General features: G+C 61.2%; 15 protein-coding genes, 1 tRNA gene and 1 pseudogene. 4 read left to right on the forward strand and 13 right to left on the reverse strand.

Translation table 11 applies throughout. The features are described from left to right. Positions 1-21: 21 nt before the first annotated feature. The 3 genes from AQS8620_RS07730 to AQS8620_RS07740 form a co-directional block, all read right to left on the reverse strand. Positions 22-1,497, reverse strand: a complete 1,476-nt coding sequence (locus AQS8620_RS07730) for a carboxypeptidase M32 (RefSeq protein WP_085836282.1) — start codon at positions 1,495-1,497, stop codon at positions 22-24. After that, a complete protein-coding gene (gene ctaA / locus AQS8620_RS07735) occupies positions 1,494-2,639 on the reverse strand; it encodes a heme A synthase (protein WP_085836283.1) in 1,146 nt (381 codons plus the stop codon). Before ctaA ends, AQS8620_RS07730 begins: the two co-directional genes overlap by 4 nt. Before the next feature lie 126 nt (positions 2,640-2,765). Next, positions 2,766-3,539: an RNA methyltransferase gene (locus AQS8620_RS07740; RefSeq protein ID WP_085836284.1), complete on the reverse strand. Its 774-nt coding sequence runs from the start codon at positions 3,537-3,539 to the stop codon at positions 2,766-2,768. A gap of 164 nt (positions 3,540-3,703) precedes the next feature. On the opposite strand from AQS8620_RS07740, the gene AQS8620_RS07745 reads away from it, so the two are divergent. Further along, a complete protein-coding gene (locus AQS8620_RS07745; protein WP_085836417.1) occupies positions 3,704-4,363 on the forward strand; it encodes a thiamine phosphate synthase in 660 nt (219 codons plus the stop codon). A 146-nt stretch (positions 4,364-4,509) separates the two neighbouring features. Here AQS8620_RS07745 and olsA read toward each other — a convergent pair whose 3' ends face one another. The 3 genes from olsA to AQS8620_RS07760 form a co-directional block, all read right to left on the reverse strand. Next, the gene (gene olsA / locus AQS8620_RS07750; protein WP_085836285.1) at positions 4,510-5,334 is read right to left on the reverse strand and encodes a lyso-ornithine lipid O-acyltransferase; all 825 of its coding nucleotides are present in this window, start codon (positions 5,332-5,334) and stop codon (positions 4,510-4,512) included. Beyond that, on the reverse strand, positions 5,331-6,197 hold the full coding sequence (olsB, locus tag AQS8620_RS07755) for an L-ornithine N(alpha)-acyltransferase (protein ID WP_085836286.1): 867 nt from the start codon (positions 6,195-6,197) through the stop codon (positions 5,331-5,333). Before olsB ends, olsA begins: the two co-directional genes overlap by 4 nt. A 169-nt stretch (positions 6,198-6,366) precedes the next feature. Beyond that, positions 6,367-6,546, reverse strand: a complete 180-nt coding sequence (locus AQS8620_RS07760; protein ID WP_085836418.1) for a DUF3553 domain-containing protein — start codon at positions 6,544-6,546, stop codon at positions 6,367-6,369. 119 nt (positions 6,547-6,665) lie between these two features. On the opposite strand from AQS8620_RS07760, the gene AQS8620_RS07765 reads away from it, so the two are divergent. Further along, complete coding sequence (locus tag AQS8620_RS07765; RefSeq protein WP_085836287.1) at positions 6,666-7,283, forward strand: histidine phosphotransferase family protein; 618 nt, start codon at positions 6,666-6,668, stop codon at positions 7,281-7,283. A gap of 107 nt (positions 7,284-7,390) precedes the next feature. Here the strand turns inward: AQS8620_RS07765 and AQS8620_RS07770 are convergent, their stop codons facing one another. The 7 genes and pseudogenes from AQS8620_RS07770 to AQS8620_RS07800 all read right to left on the reverse strand — a co-directional run bounded on the left by AQS8620_RS07770 (position 7,391) and on the right by AQS8620_RS07800 (position 13,743). Next, positions 7,391-8,656, reverse strand: a complete 1,266-nt coding sequence (locus AQS8620_RS07770; RefSeq protein WP_085836288.1) for a glutamate-5-semialdehyde dehydrogenase — start codon at positions 8,654-8,656, stop codon at positions 7,391-7,393. A 65-nt stretch (positions 8,657-8,721) separates the two neighbouring features. Continuing rightward, entirely contained in the window at positions 8,722-9,831 is a 1,110-nt protein-coding gene (gene proB / locus AQS8620_RS07775) for a glutamate 5-kinase (protein WP_085836419.1), read from the reverse strand. Between the two features lie 53 nt (positions 9,832-9,884). After that, entirely contained in the window at positions 9,885-10,940 is a 1,056-nt protein-coding gene (gene obgE / locus AQS8620_RS07780; protein WP_085836289.1) for a GTPase ObgE, read from the reverse strand. Positions 10,941-11,063: 123 nt separating this feature from the next. Next, positions 11,064-11,639, reverse strand: coding sequence for a GNAT family N-acetyltransferase (locus AQS8620_RS07785; RefSeq protein WP_370737886.1), 576 nt, complete (start codon positions 11,637-11,639; stop codon positions 11,064-11,066). 203 nt (positions 11,640-11,842) lie between these two features. After that, a complete protein-coding gene (gene rpmA, locus AQS8620_RS07790) occupies positions 11,843-12,112 on the reverse strand; it encodes a 50S ribosomal protein L27 (RefSeq protein WP_085836291.1) in 270 nt (89 codons plus the stop codon). A 20-nt stretch (positions 12,113-12,132) separates the two neighbouring features. Then, a pseudogene (rplU, locus tag AQS8620_RS07795) lies at positions 12,133-12,492 on the reverse strand (50S ribosomal protein L21); the annotation flags it as partial. 453 nt (positions 12,493-12,945) lie between these two features. Beyond that, entirely contained in the window at positions 12,946-13,743 is a 798-nt protein-coding gene (locus AQS8620_RS07800; protein WP_159453217.1) for a DUF2059 domain-containing protein, read from the reverse strand. Between the two features lie 415 nt (positions 13,744-14,158). On the opposite strand from AQS8620_RS07800, the gene AQS8620_RS07805 reads away from it, so the two are divergent. Next, positions 14,159-14,248: transfer RNA gene (locus AQS8620_RS07805), tRNA-Ser, on the forward strand. Between the two features lie 338 nt (positions 14,249-14,586). Continuing rightward, complete coding sequence (locus tag AQS8620_RS07810; RefSeq protein ID WP_234990416.1) at positions 14,587-16,629, forward strand: methyl-accepting chemotaxis protein; 2,043 nt, start codon at positions 14,587-14,589, stop codon at positions 16,627-16,629. Positions 16,630-16,664 lie beyond the last annotated feature (35 nt).

Below are 16,664 nucleotides of genomic sequence, written 5' to 3' on the forward strand. Positions count from 1 at the left end.
GAAGATGCGGCCCTTCGTCTTTTAGAACCCGTAGATCGCGGCGAATTTTGCTTCGAGGTAGTCCAGAAGCGGGCCTTCGTTGGGCTCGAAGCCGCAGGCACGTTTGATCGTGTCGCGCGGTGTGTAGAGTCCGCCAAATTGCTGGACTTTTTCGCGTAGCCAGTCGGTGGCAAGGCGCGTATCGCCGCGCTCGAAGGCCGCGTCCAGCCCCCCGACTTCGGCGCGCATCGCCTGCATCAGGCAGCCTGCGTAGACATTGCCCAAACTGTAGGTCGGGAAATAGCCAAACAGCCCGACGGGCCAGTGGACATCCTGCAAGCAGCCCTTTGAGACACGATCCGGCGTGACGCCGAAATCGGCTGCAAAGCGCGTGTTCCACGCTTCGGGCAGATCGGCAACATCCAACCGCCCTGCGATCAGGTCGCGTTCCAGATCAAAGCGCAGCAACACGTGCAGGTTATATTGCACCTCGTCGGATTCGGTGCGGATGAAACCTTGGGTGACGCGGTTCACGCTGGCGGTAAAGGCGTCGGGCGAGGACAAATTCAAGGCACCGAATTTTTCCGACATGCGCCGGAACAGATAGCGGGTGAAGGCGGGCGAGCGGCCAATCTGGTTCTCGTAGATCCGGCTCTGGCTTTCGTGCACGCCCATGGAGACGCCCGCGCCAAGGGGCGTCAGCGCGAATTCGGGGTCGATGTTTTGCTCGTAACAGGCATGGCCGACCTCGTGGATGGTCGAATAGAAACAGTTGAACGGATCGGCCTCGTCGGTGCGGGTGGTGATGCGCACATCCGCGCCCGAGCCCGAGGAAAACGGGTGGACGGCGCGATCGATCCGCCCCTTGGAGAGGTCGTAGCCAAAGCTGGTGGCCAGATCGGCGGACAATGCCATTTGCGTCTCGGCGGGAAAATGGCCTTGCAGGGCCAGGGGTTGATCCGCGCCCAGAATGCGATCGCGCAGGGCAACAAGGCGCGGGCGCAGCGCCCCGAACATCGCGTCCAGTTCTGCCGCCGTTGTGCCCGGTTCGTAATCCTGCAGCAGGGCATCGTAGAGATCGCCCCCCTCGGCCAAGGCCGATGCTTCTTCGCGTTTGAGGCGCAGCACGGTTTCGAAGGTCGGTGCGAAGGCGTTGTAATCGTCGCTCGCCCGGGCTTGGGCCCAGATCCCCTGGCTGACGGAGGTGACCCGTGCCAGTTCGGCCGCCAGCTTGGCGGGCACTTTGGTGTTGCGCGCATAGGAGGTGCGGATGTGGCGCAGCTTGGCGCGATCTGCGGGCGGGAGGCGCGCATCGTCGATCCGCTCCAGCCAGTCCCCCAATCTGGGATCGGTGCGCCGCGCGTGCAGCACGGTTTCGAGGGCGGCGATTTCCTCGCCGCGCTGATTGGCCGCGCCGCGCGGCATCACCGTTTCCTGATCCCAGCCCAGCCGGCCTGCGACCTGCGCCAAGGCTTCGGTGTCGTGCTGAAACGCCATCAAATCGTCAAAAGCCGTCATTTCACATCTCCGCGAATGGATTGCGCCTGTGGGTAGGCGGCGGCGAAACGTGCGCGCAGGATCACCACCCAAAGTGCGACGGCTCCGATCTGATGCGCAAGGCCAAGCGCCAGCGGTGCGCCGTGCATCACGGTGGCGATGCCTAGCACCACCTGCAACACCAACACGGCCCCCAGCAGCGTGTAGGCGCCAACCGTGGTGCGAATGGCCGATTTGCGCCCTTTGAGGGTGACGACCACCCCGAAGGCAAACAAGAGATACCCTGCGCAGCGGTGCATGAATTGCACCAAACCGGGGTCCTCGAAGAAATTGCGCCAGAGCGGTGTGATCGAGAACGGATCGGGTGGCAGGATCTGCCCCCCCATCAACGGCCAATCGGTAAAGCCGCGTCCTGCATCAATGCCCGCGACCAGGGCGCCCAGCAGGATTTGCACGAAGGCAAGGTGCAGCAGTCCGGTGGTGATGCCAAACAGTTTGCGATCCCCTGCGCGGCGGGCTTGCAACAGCTGGGTTTGCGAGCGTGACAACAGGAAAGTGTACCACGCCAGAAAGCCCAGAATGATGAAGGCAAGGCCAAGGTGGGTCGCGAGGCGGTAGGACGCAACATCGGTGCGATCCCCTTCAAGCCCCGAAGAGACCATCCACCAGCCGATTGCGCCTTGCAAGCCGCCCAAAGCCCCGATCCAGATCAGTTTCTTGTGCCAACCGCTGGGGACTTTGCGCGCGATGGCAAAGCATGCATAGCCCAAGGCCCAGACCAGTCCGATGACGCGCCCCAATTGGCGGTGCGCCCATTCCCACCAGAAAATCGACTTGAATTGCGACAGGGTGAAATCGGAATTCTGGATCTGGAATTCCGGCGAGGCCTTGTAGGCGTCGAATTCGGCCTGCCAATCGGCGGCGTTCATCGGCGGCACCGCTCCGGAAAGCGGTTTCCATTCGGTGATCGACAGGCCGCTGTCGGTCAGCCGTGTCAGCCCACCCACGGCAATCATCGCCATGACCAGCACGAAAATCACGATCAGCCACGCGCGAATGCCCCTGCGTGCGCCCGAGGGCTTGTCGATCAAGCCGCCCTGCGCGCGGGGTGCCACTTTTTCGTCGCTGCCGACCTCCTCGAAAATGCTGCGTTTCGCGCTCATCTGCGATCCCTTCTCTGATCTTGGGCGGACCCTAAATGGCACGGCGCGCGGGGGCAAGCCGTCCTCAATGTCGCAGGCCTGCGCCGCTGTCGCGCAGCCCGCCTCAGGGCCGCGCGCTGCGCCGGATCACTGTTCGTCGCGCCTGGACTCGCGCGCCGCCTTGCCGCCATATTCCACCCAACGCACCATTTGGCGCATCATGCCGTGGAAAATCTGCACATCCGAACGCGTCAATGGCATGCGGCTCCACAGGTTGCGCAGGTTCAACTTCATGCCCTCCGCCTTGGCGTCAGGGAAAAAGAACCCCGCACGGTCCAACGCCTCTTCGTAGTGATCGGCGAGCTTTTCAACCTCATGGTGCCCTGCCCACTCGGTTTTGGCCAGTTCTACCACCTCGGGCACGACCTGCGTGGTTTGCCGCCGCCACTCATAGGCGACCAGCAGCACGCATTGCGCCAGATTGAGCGAAGCAAAATCGGGATTCACGGGGACGGAAATGATCGCATTGGCCTCGGCCACGTCCTCGTTTTCCAACCCCGCGCGCTCGGGCCCGAACATGACGGCGACCTTCTTGCCCTCGGCCTGCAAGGCGCGCGCATGCGCCATCGCCCGCTCGGGGCTCATGACGGGCTTGGTCAGCCCGCGTGCCCGCGCCGTGGTGGCAAAAACATAGTCGCAATCGGCAAGAGAGGCGCGCACGGTGTCATAGTGCCCCGCCTCGTCCAGCAGCCGCCCCGCGCCCGAGGCAAGTGCCACCGCCCGCTCGTTGGGCCAACCGTCGCGCGGGGCCACGACCCGCATCCGGTCAAGCCCGAAATTCCACATCGCCCGCGCCGCGCCACCGATATTCTCACCCATTTGCGGGCGTACAAGGACAAAGGCGGGGGTCGGTCCGGTCATCGGAAAATCCTGTCAGGGCTGAAAAAGGCTGCGTGCGGGCAATACTGCGCAAAGCCTCCTGTGGCAAGGGCGCGCAGGCGCTGACAGCCCCGCGCGTTGACACCCTTCCGCCCAAAAGCGAAACCCGCTATAGGGGGCGTCAAACCCGAGTTCAGGATACCCCCATGGCCACGACCTCCGATACCCCCGAAAAAGAAACCCCCCAGATCTACCTCGTGACACCGGCGAGTTTCGACCTCGACAGCTTTCCGGCCGCTCTGGCGGCCGTTCTGGATGCCAATGAGGTCGCCTGCCTGCGCCTTGCCCTGGCCAGCAAGGACGAAGACGATGTGGCGCGCGCCGCTGATGCCTTGCGCGAAATCTGCCATGCGCGCGATGTGGCCATCGTGATCGAAGCCCATGTGCAACTGGTCGAACGGCTGGGGCTCGACGGCGTCCATCTTGCGACAGGCTCGCGCTCGGTACGCAATGTGCGCAAGGAACTGGGCGCGGATGCCATCGTGGGCTGCTATTGCGCCGCCTCGCGCCATGACGGCATGACAGCGGCTGAAATCGGCGCGGATTACGTCAGTTTTGGGCCCGTGGGCGAAAGTGGCCTTGGCGACGGGACGCGCGCCGAGGATGACCTGTTCCAATGGTGGTCGGATGTGATCGAAGTCCCCGTGGTCGCCGAAGGCGCGCTGACCCTTGCAGATATCACCCGCCTCACCCCGATCACCGATTTCTTTGCGATCGGCGATGAAATCTGGAAATCCGACAGCCCCGCGCAAGCCTTGGCCGACATCATCGCCACCATCAACGCGGCAATGCCAACCACCGCCTGACCCTGCCTGACACCGCCCCGACAAAGCCCGCTGTCTCAAAACCCGACAGGACGGGCTTTGTCGCTTCTGGGTCGCTTCCGGCCCGCCTTGGTTTCTTTCGGATAAAAATACCCAGATCCCGAGGCCTCACGCCGCGCTTCCCGTGGTCAAAGGCGATCGGGCAAGCCGGCGCGCACCGCCTCTTCGCAGACCTGCGTCAACCGCTTGCGATCCGCAAATTGCGACACTTTGAGCGCAGGGTGGTACACGACCTCGACGCTGCCCTGTGGTCGCGCCGCCAGCACCTTGAGCGCCGAAGGTCCGAACGCCATATCGCCCCACCAGCCATAAAACCGTGCAGGCTGACCCTCGGGCGCACGATAGACGACCGAACAGGGCTGCACCCAGACGGTTTCGCGCAGTTCCGGCGTAAAGAATGCCGCGAAAAGCGTTGATTTAAATGGTAAAACCCGCAGACTGTCGGTCGAAGTACCTTCGGGAAAAAACAACAGTTTATGACCGCTGCGCAGGCGGTCCTCGAAGATCTGTTTTTGTGCGGCGGCCTCGCGGCGGTCACGGTTGATGAACACCGTCCCGGTGGCTTTGGCCAGCGTCCCGATGCCCGCCCAACCCGAGACTTCCGCCTTGGACACAAAGAACAGCCGATGCGTCGCATTGAGCACCAGAATGTCAAGCCAGCTCGAATGATTGGCCACAATCGCGCCGCGCTGCGCCATCGCCCGCCCCGTAACCGTCAGTTTCAATCCCAAAACCAGCAGCGCGAAGCGACAGACAACATAGGGAAAAATACTGCTGACAGGGCGTTTGTCGCCGACCAGCAGCCGCTCGACCCCGCGGCAGACCAACAGCAATATCAGGCACAGCAGGATGAACAGCACAATCGGCACGGCGCGCAGTACCACAAGCCCCCAATCGCGCTTGCGCAAGACGACCGGATCGGGGGGTGTATCGGCCTCCCAAAGCGGTATCATTGCGCCGCTGTCCCCGTGCGCGGCCCCTTTTGGGGCCCCTCTTCTGGCGCCTTTTCTGGCCCCTTTAGCGTGCTGCGCCCCGTGCCGTTCTCCGTGCCGCGCATGTAGATATTGCGCTGGCGCTCTGACAGTTTTTGCGTGTCCATCACCAGACACACATCAATTGTTTTAAAGGCTTCATCGACAAAGGCCCCCTCGCCAACACAGCCGCCAAGGCGCAGATAGGCCTTGATCAGCGACGGCACGTTCAGCATCGCGCGGCGGCGGTCGATTTGCGCCTCGGGCATCAAGTTCATGCTGTGGAAATGCCCCGGCTGGGTGCGCACGCGCAGCTCGGCGGGCGCAAGATGGCGGTGATGCAGCAGCGACAGCGGCTCGGCCAAAGCCTGCACATCCGTGCCAAAAAACGAGGCCGCGCCAAAGAGCACGTCGATATTTTCTTCCACGACATAGGCCGCGAGCGCGTTCCAGAGATGAAACATCGCCATGCCACCGCGATAATCGGGCAACAGGCAGGAACGGCCCAGTTCCAACAGCCGCCGCCCGGAGGTTTTCAAAGCGGTCAGGTCGAATTCGTCCTCGGAATAGAACCGCCCCGCCACTTTGGCGCGCTCGTCCGACAGCACCCTGTAAACGCCCACGATCTGTTCGCGCACGGCGCCGGAGCGCGTCCTGTCGATCAGCAGAAGATGCTCGAAATAGGGGTCGAAATCATCGCGCTCCAATTGGGCCACGTGATCGACAAGCACCCCGTCGGCCCCGAGTTCCTCGACAAACACCCGATACCGCAAATGCTGCGCGGCTTCGAGATCGGCCGCGTCACGGGCAAAACGGGTTTCGAACTGGGGATCTGGCGGTATCATCGGGCCTGTCGCATGGTTTCAGGTGCGCGGGTTCTACGCGCCCCGCTGGCGCTTTGCAACTGTACGCGGTGGGAAGGCCGCGCCCGCGCCGCGCCCAAATCGCCCGACAGTTGCAAAAGGGGATGAAAATTGCCACTGTAGCGCGACCACGAACGTCCAGCGCGACGTTTCAGCCGAACACCGGAAGCACCATGACCCGACTGCTGTCAATCACGACCTTGCCTTCCTCTTCAAACATCACGGTCAACTTGCCGTTGATGTTGGATTGGACCTGCCCGATGCCCCAGTCGGGGCGTTCGGGGTGGCGGACAATCTGTCCGGGCTCCAGCATTGCGTTGAGATCTTCCATGTCTTTGCTTTCACACCCATAATGCGTCATGCGCCGTTGTAAGGCGCGCCTGATTGCCCGCCCGAAACGACCCCGACACGCCCCCGAAACGCCCCCAACTGCCCTGAGAAAGGCTGCCAATGACCGAGACCAACCTGTCCTCTCACCAGCTTGCCCGCGATCTTGCGGCGCTCATCGGGTCGCGCATTTGTCATGACCTGATATCGCCCGTGGGCGCAATCGCCAATGGCGTCGAATTACTGGCGATGGCGGGCACCTCCGTGGGGCCTGAAATCAGCCTTATCTCGGAAAGCGTGGACAATGCAAACGCGCGGGTAAAGTTCTTTCGTGTGGCCTTTGGCGCGGCAAGCCCCGGGCAAACGACGGGGCGCAGCGAAATGGTGGCCATTCTCAAGGCGCTGGACGGCGGGCGCATGAGCTACGCCTGGGAGGTCGAGGGCGACCACCTGCGCGCCGAGGTCAAGCTGGCGACCCTGTTGATCCTTTGCGCCGAAACCGCACTGCCGCGTGGTGGGCACATCCGCGTCACGCACAGCGCCAGCCAGTGGCATATCGTGGCTACGGCGGATAAAATGAACGTCGATGCGGCCCTGTTCGACCGTCTGGCCGCGGTCAGCCTGCCCGACGGCCTGCGCGCCAATGACATCCAGTTCCTGCTCGCCCCGCTGCAAGCCGAAGTGCTGTCGCGCCACATCCGCGTCAGCGCAAGCGCGACTGAACTGAGCTTGAGTTTCTGAACGCCGCCCTGTTTGCTTAAAAAAACCTGTTTGCGTCAAAAAAACGGCGCGCGCCCGACAGGACGCGCGCCGGATCGAAACTTTGCCCGGATCGGGTCCCCCGCGCCTTAGCTGCGCACTGCCCCGTCCGAGGTCACGAGATATTTGAACGAGGTCAGCTGTTCAGCGCCCACCGGACCGCGCGCGTGCATCTTGCCCGTGGCAATGCCGATTTCGCCGCCCATGCCGAATTCGCCGCCATCGGCAAATTGCGTTGAGGAATTGCGCATCAAAATCGCACTGTCGATGCGCTGGAAGAAGGTGGCCGCTGCCGCGTCATCCTCGGTCACGATCGCATCGGTATGACTGGACGAATAGCGCTGGATATGGGCGATGGCGGCGTCCAGATCGTCCACCACTTTCGCCGCGCAGATGCTGTCGAGGTACTCATGCCCCCAATCGGCCTCTGTGGCAGGTGTGGTGCCGTCGATCACGCCCAAGGTCGCATCGGTGCGCACATCGACCCCTTTGTCGAGCAGAGCCTGCACCAGATCGCGCCCCAGCGTGTCCGCCAGATCGCGGTGCACCAAAAGACACTCCATCGCGCCGCAAATCCCCGTGCGGCGGGTTTTCGCGTTCACCACGATGCGCAGCGCCTTGTCAAAATCGGCCGCCTTGTCGATGTAGATATGCACGATCCCCTCAAGATGGGCAAAGACCGGCACGCGGGCTTCGCGTTGTACCAGCCCCACCAATCCCTTGCCGCCGCGGGGCACGATGACGTCGATAGACTCGACCATGGTCAGCATTTCCTGCACTGCCGCGCGGTCGCGGGTCGGCACCAGCTGGATCGCATCCTCGGGCAGACCGACAGCCTTCAGCCCGGCGACCAGACAGGCATGGATCGCACCGGAGGAATGGAAACTTTCCGAGCCGCCGCGCAGGATCACCGCATTGCCTGCTTTGAGGCACAGCGCCCCCGCATCTGCCGTCACATTGGGGCGCGATTCGTAGATCACCCCGATCACGCCCAGCGGCGTGCGCACGCGCTGGATGTGCAGCCCGTTGGGGCGGTCCCATTCGCTCATGACATGGCCGACAGGATCGTCCTGCGCCGCCACGTCGCGCAAAGCGGCGACGATGCTTGCGATACGGGCCTCGTCGAGCAAAAGACGATCCAGCATCGCAGGCGTCAGCCCTTTTTCACGCCCGAACGCCATGTCTTTGGCATTGGCGGCCATGATGTCGTCGCGCCGTGCCCAGACCGTGTCGGCGGCGGTTTCAAGCGCTTTGGTTTTGACCTCGGGCGCGGCGAAGGCCAGCGTCGCACTGGCGGCTTTGGCGCGTGTCCCGATGGCTTTCATCAAGCCTGCGATGTCATCCATGTCTTTCATGTCGACCTCCGGTTGTCTCTTTTACAAACTGTCAGGTAAGCAACTTTGGACGTTTTTCCAACGGCTTACAGAACCATATCGTCACGGTGCACAAGCGAGGCGCGCCCGCCGTACCCCAAAAGCTCTTTGATTTCGCGGCTTTGCGCGCCTTTGATGATCTGCGCCTCTGCCGAGGTGTAGCGGATCAGGCCTTGGCCCAAACGCGCGCCGTCCGGCCCCAAAATCAACACAGGCTCGCCGCGCCCGAAGGTGCCGCGCACCGCGCGCACCCCCGCCGGCAACAGGGAACTGCCCTCCATCAGCGCTTTGACCGCGCCCGCATCCACCGTGATTTCCCCATGGGGTTTCATCGCGCCGATCCAGCGTTTGCGCGCCAGATTGGGATCTTCATGCGGCAGGAACCACGTGCAGCGCGCGCCTGCGTCCAGGCCGGTGAGCGGTCGCAGGCTCGAGCCTTCGGTGATCGCCATCGCACAGCCCCCGCCCATCGCGGTCTTTGCCGCCATGAGCTTGGTTTTCATCCCGCCCTTTGACACGCCCGACACGGGGTCGCCGGCCATGGCTTCGATTTCCGGTGTAATCTCGGAAATGCTTGGGAAATGAACGGCTTGCGGATCGACGTTCGGGTTTGCGGTGTAAAGCCCGTCCACATCCGACAGCAAGACCAGACGATCCGCCCCGACCGTCACCGCGATCTGTGCCGCCAAACGGTCGTTGTCGCCGTAGCGGATTTCATCGGTGGCGATGGTGTCATTTTCGTTCACAATCGGCACCACACCGAATTTTATCAAGGCCGACAAGGTGTTGCGCGAATTCAGGTAGCGGCGGCGATCTTCGGTATCTTCCAGCGTCAACAGCACCTGCGCGCAGGTGATCCCATGCGGGTTCAAAACTTCCTCATAGGCCCGTGCAAGCTGGATCTGCCCCACGGCGGCGGCCGCTTGCGACTGTTCCAGCGGCAGCTCGCCCGGCGGCAAGCCCAGAACGCGGCGACCGAGGGAAATAGACCCCGACGAGACAAGCAAAACGCCCGTGCCCGCCGCCCGCAGCGCGGCAACATCTTCGGCCAGAGCCTTGACCCAATCGTGTTTCAAATCGCCCGACGCACGGTCCACCAACAAGGCAGAGCCGATCTTGACCACCACAAGTTTTGCCCCCGCAAGGCGGGTTGGCACGATGGCCCCCTCAGGGGTGGCGATTTCGGGCAACGCGCGCTCGGATGTCTGGATTACGGTTGCCACGACTTGGCCTCCCCATCCTCTTGGTCGTCTTCATCGGCTTTTTGTGTGCGCAAACGGTCCATGGAAATTTCGGCCTTCAGCGCGCGCAGCACCACATCCAGACCCTCTTTCGAGACGCCAGACATCATGTACACGCGACCGCCGGAGGCTTTTTGAAGCGCATCCACGCGTTCGGCGCGGTCCTCGTCGGGTATGGCGTCGATCTTGTTCAACACGGTGATGCGCGGCTTGCCTGCCAGAATTTCCGAATAGTTTTCAAGCTCTTTGATGATGGTGTTATAGTCCTGCACAACATCTTCGGAAAAGCCGTCAATCAGGTGCAACAGCACCGCGCAGCGCTCGATATGGCCCAGAAACTGATCGCCCAGACCCCGCCCTTCGGATGCGCCCTCGATCAGCCCGGGAATATCGGCAACCACAAATTCGGAGTTATCAATCCCGACAACGCCCAAATTCGGATGCAGCGTCGTAAAGGGATAATCGGCAATCTTGGGCCGCGCGTTCGAGGTGGCCGCAAGGAAGGTCGATTTGCCCGCATTGGGCAGCCCCAGCAAGCCCGCATCCGCGATCAGCTTCAGTCGCAGCCAAAGCGTGCGCTCGACCCCGTCCTGTCCGGGGTTGGCGTGACGCGGGGCCTGGTTGGTTGCGGATTTGAAATGCAGGTTGCCCCAGCCGCCATTGCCACCGCGGCACAGCGTCACGCGTTGACCGACTTCGATCATATCGCACAGCACGGTTTCCTGATCTTCATCAAGCACTTCGGTGCCGACGGGCACTTTCAGAACGATGTCGTTGCCATCTGCGCCGGTCATGTTGCGCCCTGCACCGCCCTTGCCGTTCTGGGCAAAAAAGTGCTGCTGGTAGCGAAAATCAATCAGCGTGTTCAGGCCTTCGACAGCCTCCACAACAACGCTGCCGCCACGACCGCCGTCACCGCCATTGGGCCCACCGTATTCGATGAACTTTTCACGGCGGAAGGCAACGCAGCCATTCCCGCCGGAGCCGGAGCGCACATAGACTTTGGCGAGATCGAGAAACTTCATAAATTATGTCCTTTTCAGAGCCTGAGCCATACCGCGCGCGCGCATGAAACTCAATGAGGCTTTACGAGCGCCCGCCAGACAGCTCTAAAAAGGAAACCGTGGCGGGCTGACCCGCGCGCCGGATCAGTCGAATTTACGCAGATAGGTCCATGTAGGCACTTTCGCCCCCCGCGCCACGCAAAAGGCTTCGGCGTCGCCGAGATAGGTAAAGCCTGCATTGGTGACCACCCGCGCCGAGGCCGCATTGTCCTGAAAGACCTCCGCGAAGATGGTTTTGCACTTTTGCGGATTGGCCGCGACGATGGCCTGTAGGGCCTCTGACGCAAGGCCCGTGTTCCAGAACATCGGCGCCACCCAATAGCCGACTTCGGATTGGTTGCGATCCAGCGGTTTGAGCGAGATCACCCCAAGCACCTCGGAAAGCCCCTGCGCGGATCCATCCAGCACCCAGGCTTCCTTGGCGTTGCCGTGATCGAGGGAGCGGGCGATGAAGGCTTCGGTCGCGCCGGGGGGCAGCGGATGGGGAATCGAGCGGGTCGATTGGGCCACGCGCTTGTCACCGGCATACATCGCCAAAAGCCCTGCATCCGAGCGGCGCGGCGGGCGCAGCACAAAGCGCTCGGCCTGAATGATAAGCTGCGTGTCCGCCGCAAGCCCCTGGGGCGCGGTGGATGTGACATGATTGAGCACGTTATCCATGACCATTTTACTCTCCTCCTCGAAAAGCCTGTTCTGCTTTTACCCGAGCGCGCATTTAGCACGCCGATCGTTACCGAACCGTGAACCCGTCCAAAGCCCCCTGTGCGCAGCGTCTCTCTCCCGCGGCGCTGTGGTCTGTTCAAACGAGAAAGGGGAGCGGCATGTGCGCCGCTCCCCTTGATGTCTCACCAATTCGAAGTGGCTTATTCAGCGGCTTCCGCTTCGGGCAGAACGGACACGAAGGTCCGGCCTTTGAGGCCCTTGTGGAATGTCACTTTGCCGTCGGTTTTGGCGAAGATCGTGTGATCACGGCCAAGGCCAACGCCCTCACCCGGGAACATACGCGTGCCGCGCTGACGCACGATGATGTTGCCTGCGATCGCCGCTTGGCCACCGTAGAGTTTCACACCAAGGCGACGACCCGCAGAGTCGCGACCGTTACGGGATGAACCACCAGCTTTTTTATGTGCCATCTCTCAGGTCTCCTTTACTGTGCTGCGACTGCCGGCGCTTTGCCAGTAGCCACTTTGACGCCGGATTTGTCGGCGCCGGTTTCGAGGATCGAGGTCACGCGCACCAGCGTCAGTTTCTGACGGTGGCCACGGGTCCGCTTCGAGGAGTGTTTCCGACGACGTTTCACGAAGGAAATGACTTTCTCGCCTTTGATCTGGTCGATCACTTCGGCCTGCACCGCAGCGCCTTCAATGAAGGGCGCGCCGATGGTCGAACCGAGCATCAGAATGTCGTTGAACTGGATGGTTTCACCAGCTTCAGCTGCCAGCTTTTCGACGCGAAGCACGTCGCCAGCTTGCACGCGGTATTGTTTACCGCCAGTTTTCAGAACCGCAAACATGCAGTTATCCTTTTCTTTCCGCATTCTGTGGCCTCTCTGCGCCCGGTTCAAACCGGTGGCAAAGATGTTGCGGCAGACGGATCTGCCAGCCTCGAACAGCGCGCCCCTCGCGGGACTGATTGCAAATGAAGCCTGCGCATGCAGGTCTTCGTCTCACTTCCATCGCGCGTCAGCACAGGTTTCCCTGATAGACAGGTTTTCCTAGTCTTAGGATTTCCTAGTCTTAGGTTTCCCCAGGCTTAGGTTCCCCTGGTCGTCAGGTTTCCCCGAAACAGGTCTCCCATGGCTTGCGCCCAATAGAAAACCCCGGCGAGTCAAACAGAGACGCCGAGATGGCGCCTTATCGAGAAAACACCCCCGCCTGTCAAGGCCCGCGTGACCCAAGCTGCTTTTACAGCCGTCGCCCTGGCCACCCTGCCCGCCAGCCCTGCCCGCACGGACTGCCCGCACGCGCTACAGGTCTTCACCGGCCATGAAAATCGCCACGCCGCGCCCCAGACCTTTGGACAGCTCAAGGTACATGTCGTCAAAGGCGGCAAAGAGCGCAAGGTTCAACTTCTGCCCTGCCGGGGTCTGCGAAAACGCCAGATATTGCGCAAGTTCGTCGTCGCTGAGCGGTTGGTAGGCCAGCGACAGATATGCGTGCGACCAGTCAATGGTTTCCGCCCGCACATCCTCCTCCTGGGACCAGACATCGGCAAGCATGTCATCCTCGGAGACCGCAGCGCCCAGAGCACCGCCCTCGGCCATGCCTGAATAAAACGCGTAATTCGCGTTCAACGCGCCGATCACATTCAGGTCGATCACATCGTTGACCTCGATAAACGTGTCGATCTGCGCGGCGCGGCTGTCTTGCATCGCGCGCGACGCCCAACTGTCCAGCGCCGCGGCTTCGACGGCGTCATCCATCATCGCCTCGCGCGCGGAGACTTCGAGCGTTGTGATCTTCTGCCCCAGCGCGCTGTCGAAAAACGCAACGCTTTCGTCAATTGCTTCGGCTTTCAGGCTGGTTTCAAGTGCGGCCACCACCGTCGCGCGCATCCGCTCGGGGTCATAGAGTTCCGCGACCAGTTGATCCCACGCCGCGCCACCGCCGCTGGTAAACATCTGATCCTCGATATCCTGCCCGTATTTGACGCCTTCCAGCGCCATGATGTCGATGACGGTCTCCAGCTGCATCGCCTGCGCAAGATCGGCCACGCTTGCGGCTTGCGCTGAGCCTGTCGCACCAAAAGCGGGAAGAACGGCCAAAAACGCGCCCGCCAAAACGCCAGAAAGAACGCGGCCAGAGAAAATTCGGCCAGAGAGAGTACGGGAGGACACCATATCAGGCCCCGCGTCACGCCCCTGTTGTGTAAATTGCCAAGCGCGTTGCATCGTATCGTTCAAGATCACCGGCACCGTCCTTTTATCGTGGTCTGACCTAAGCTAGGCTGCGCCCCGCCCCCTTTCAAGCAAGCATATTTGACAAATGCGTCAGAACGCGCGGCGCATCGATGCGCGCGACAGGCGGCCCTGACCGGTAGCCCAACCGATGCCCCTGCGATGCGCCACAGACCGCCCCTCCAACCGCGCCAGCCTGCGCCGCGGGGAAAATCCGCAGCGGGCGAAAATTTCCCTTGCACCCACCCCGCGCATTCCTTAAACGGCCCCTCACCAAGACCGCGGAGAGGTGCCGGAGTGGTCGAACGGGGCGGTCTCGAAAACCGTTGAGCCTGTGAGGGTTCCCAGGGTTCGAATCCCTGTCTCTCCGCCATAATCCCCCTAAGGCATTATTTTTATACGTAAAAATTGTGGTCTGGGGATGGATTTGGCGATCATGCGACCGTGTTTGAACGGCTGTTTCATGCGACTTCCCTTATCTGTATCTGTATCTGTATCTGTTCTGTCTCTGGGCCCCTGCTTTTTGGGCCCCTGCTTTTTGGGTCCCTTCACGACAAGATTTATGAAATCGCGCATCGCCGCGATTTTTTTTCGATTGCCGGCCCAAGGTTAAATCGACCTTAAGACATTTTCTGCACTGTGCTCCTAACAAGCAACGGGTGACACATGTTTTTAAAACGACTTACAAAACGCAATGATTTGAATGCGCGTATGGCGGCAGATGATCTTGCGGCGATTAAGGACGCTTTTGCCACGGTGATCACCACGCCGGACGGGACGATCACCGCCGTGAACGACCTGTTTTCCAAAAGCTGCGGGTACAGTTGCGCAGATTTGTTGGGGCGGAATTTTTCCGATCTTGTCCGTGACAAGGACAAGCAGGAATTTGCCCGGATCTGGCAGGCGCTTGATCTTGGCAAGCCCAACGCGCGTATCATGCCCCTGCTTGATCGCAAGACTGAAGAATTCTGGGTCGATCAGAAAATTATCCCCGTGTCGCGCGACGGTACAAATATCGATCACATCTACATCTGCGCACATGATATCACGCACTACCATCTGTCACGGCGCGACAATCGCGGCAAAGTCGATGCCGTCGCCCGCTCGATGGCCGTCATCGAATTCGACCAGGACGGCATAATCCTGGCTGCAAACGATATTTTCTGCCGCACCGTTGGCTACTCGGTTGACGAACTTGTCGGCAAACATCACCGCATCCTAATGCTGGAGGGCGAGGCAAACACCGCCGAATATTCCGCGTTCTGGTCGCGTCTTGCAAAAGGATCCTCCGAGAAAGGCCAAATCAAACGCCGCAATAAAAAGGGCGATATCATTTGGCTCGAAGCGACCTACGAGACCATTCTGGATCCCGAAGTGCGCCCCTTCAAGGTGGTGAAATACGCGTTTGACATCACCGACTCCAAAAACGCAGCCGCCGATGCCGAGGGTCAGATTACGGCAATCGGCAAATCTCAGGCGGTCATCGAATTCAAACCCGACGGAACGATTGTGCGCGCCAATGACCTGTTTTGCCAGGCGATGGGCTATGATCTGTCGGAGATTGCCAACAAACATCATAGTATGTTCGTGCGCGATACCGAAGTATCCAGCGCAGACTACAAGGAATTCTGGCACCGCTTGCGCGCGGGCGAGCGCTTTGCAGATGAATTTACACGGATCGGAAAGGGCGGGCGCGAGGTCACGATCAGGGCCAGCTACAACCCGATCTACGATGCCGCAGGCAATGTTGTGAAGGTTGTGAAATTTGCCGTCGACACAACGATCTATCGGCAAGCGACCGACGCCCTCAGCCGCAGCCTGTCCGCCCTTGCCGAGGGCGATCTGACGGCGCGCGTCACCGTGGATCTTGGTGAATTCGACCAGCTTCGCGTGAATTTTAATGCCGCGATCACAAAACTGTCGCAGACCATGTCGCGCGTGGTCGACAGTACGCTCACGATCCGTGGCGAATCCGCCGCCATCGGTCAGGCCACGACCGATCTTGCGCGCCGCACCGAAATCCAGGCCTCGACCCTGGCACAAAGTGCCGCCGCGCTCGAGACGCTGCTTTCGTCCGTGAAAAGCGTTGCGGGAACGGCCGAAACGGTCAAATCCCAGTCAGAAGACGCGCAAAACTACTCCGATGATGCGACCGCCGTTGTCGAGAAAGCCGTCCACGCGATGGACGAGATCGAAACCTCGGCCAAACAAGTGGCCTCTATCACCTCGGTGATCGACGATATCGCCTTTCAGACCAACCTGCTGGCGCTCAACGCCGGGGTTGAGGCCGCGCGGGCAGGTGAAGCAGGACGCGGGTTTGCGGTCGTGGCCTCAGAGGTGCGCGCCCTGGCGCAACGCTCCTCCGAAGCCGCACGCGAAATTGCAACATTGATCAGCACTTCGGGAAAGCAGGTCAGCACCGGTGTAAATCTGGTGCGCGAAGCGGGCGGTGCGCTGACCCAGATCAAGCAGGTCGTCGAAAGCATTCACAGCGGAATCGTGCAAGTGGCCCAATCGACCAAGGAACAGGCCTCGGGTCTGGGCGAGCTGAACACGGCGGTGACCGATCTGGATCAGACGACGCAGCACAATGCGGCCATGTCCGAAGAAACCAACGCGGCCTCGGTAAGCTTGCTGGGCAATATCAAATCCATGGAGGCGGAGGTGGGGTTCTTTTCGCTCATGCCGATGACCGACGAGGATGCGCAGAGCTTTCACCCCGCCAAACCCTCTGCGGGCCGCAACGTCGCCTAGCAAAGCCGCCGCCCCGCGCGGCGATGGCGCGGGTT

Origin of the sequence: Aquimixticola soesokkakensis, assembly GCF_900172375.1 — a bacterium.
GTDB classification, from domain to species: domain Bacteria; phylum Pseudomonadota; class Alphaproteobacteria; order Rhodobacterales; family Rhodobacteraceae; genus Aquimixticola; species Aquimixticola soesokkakensis.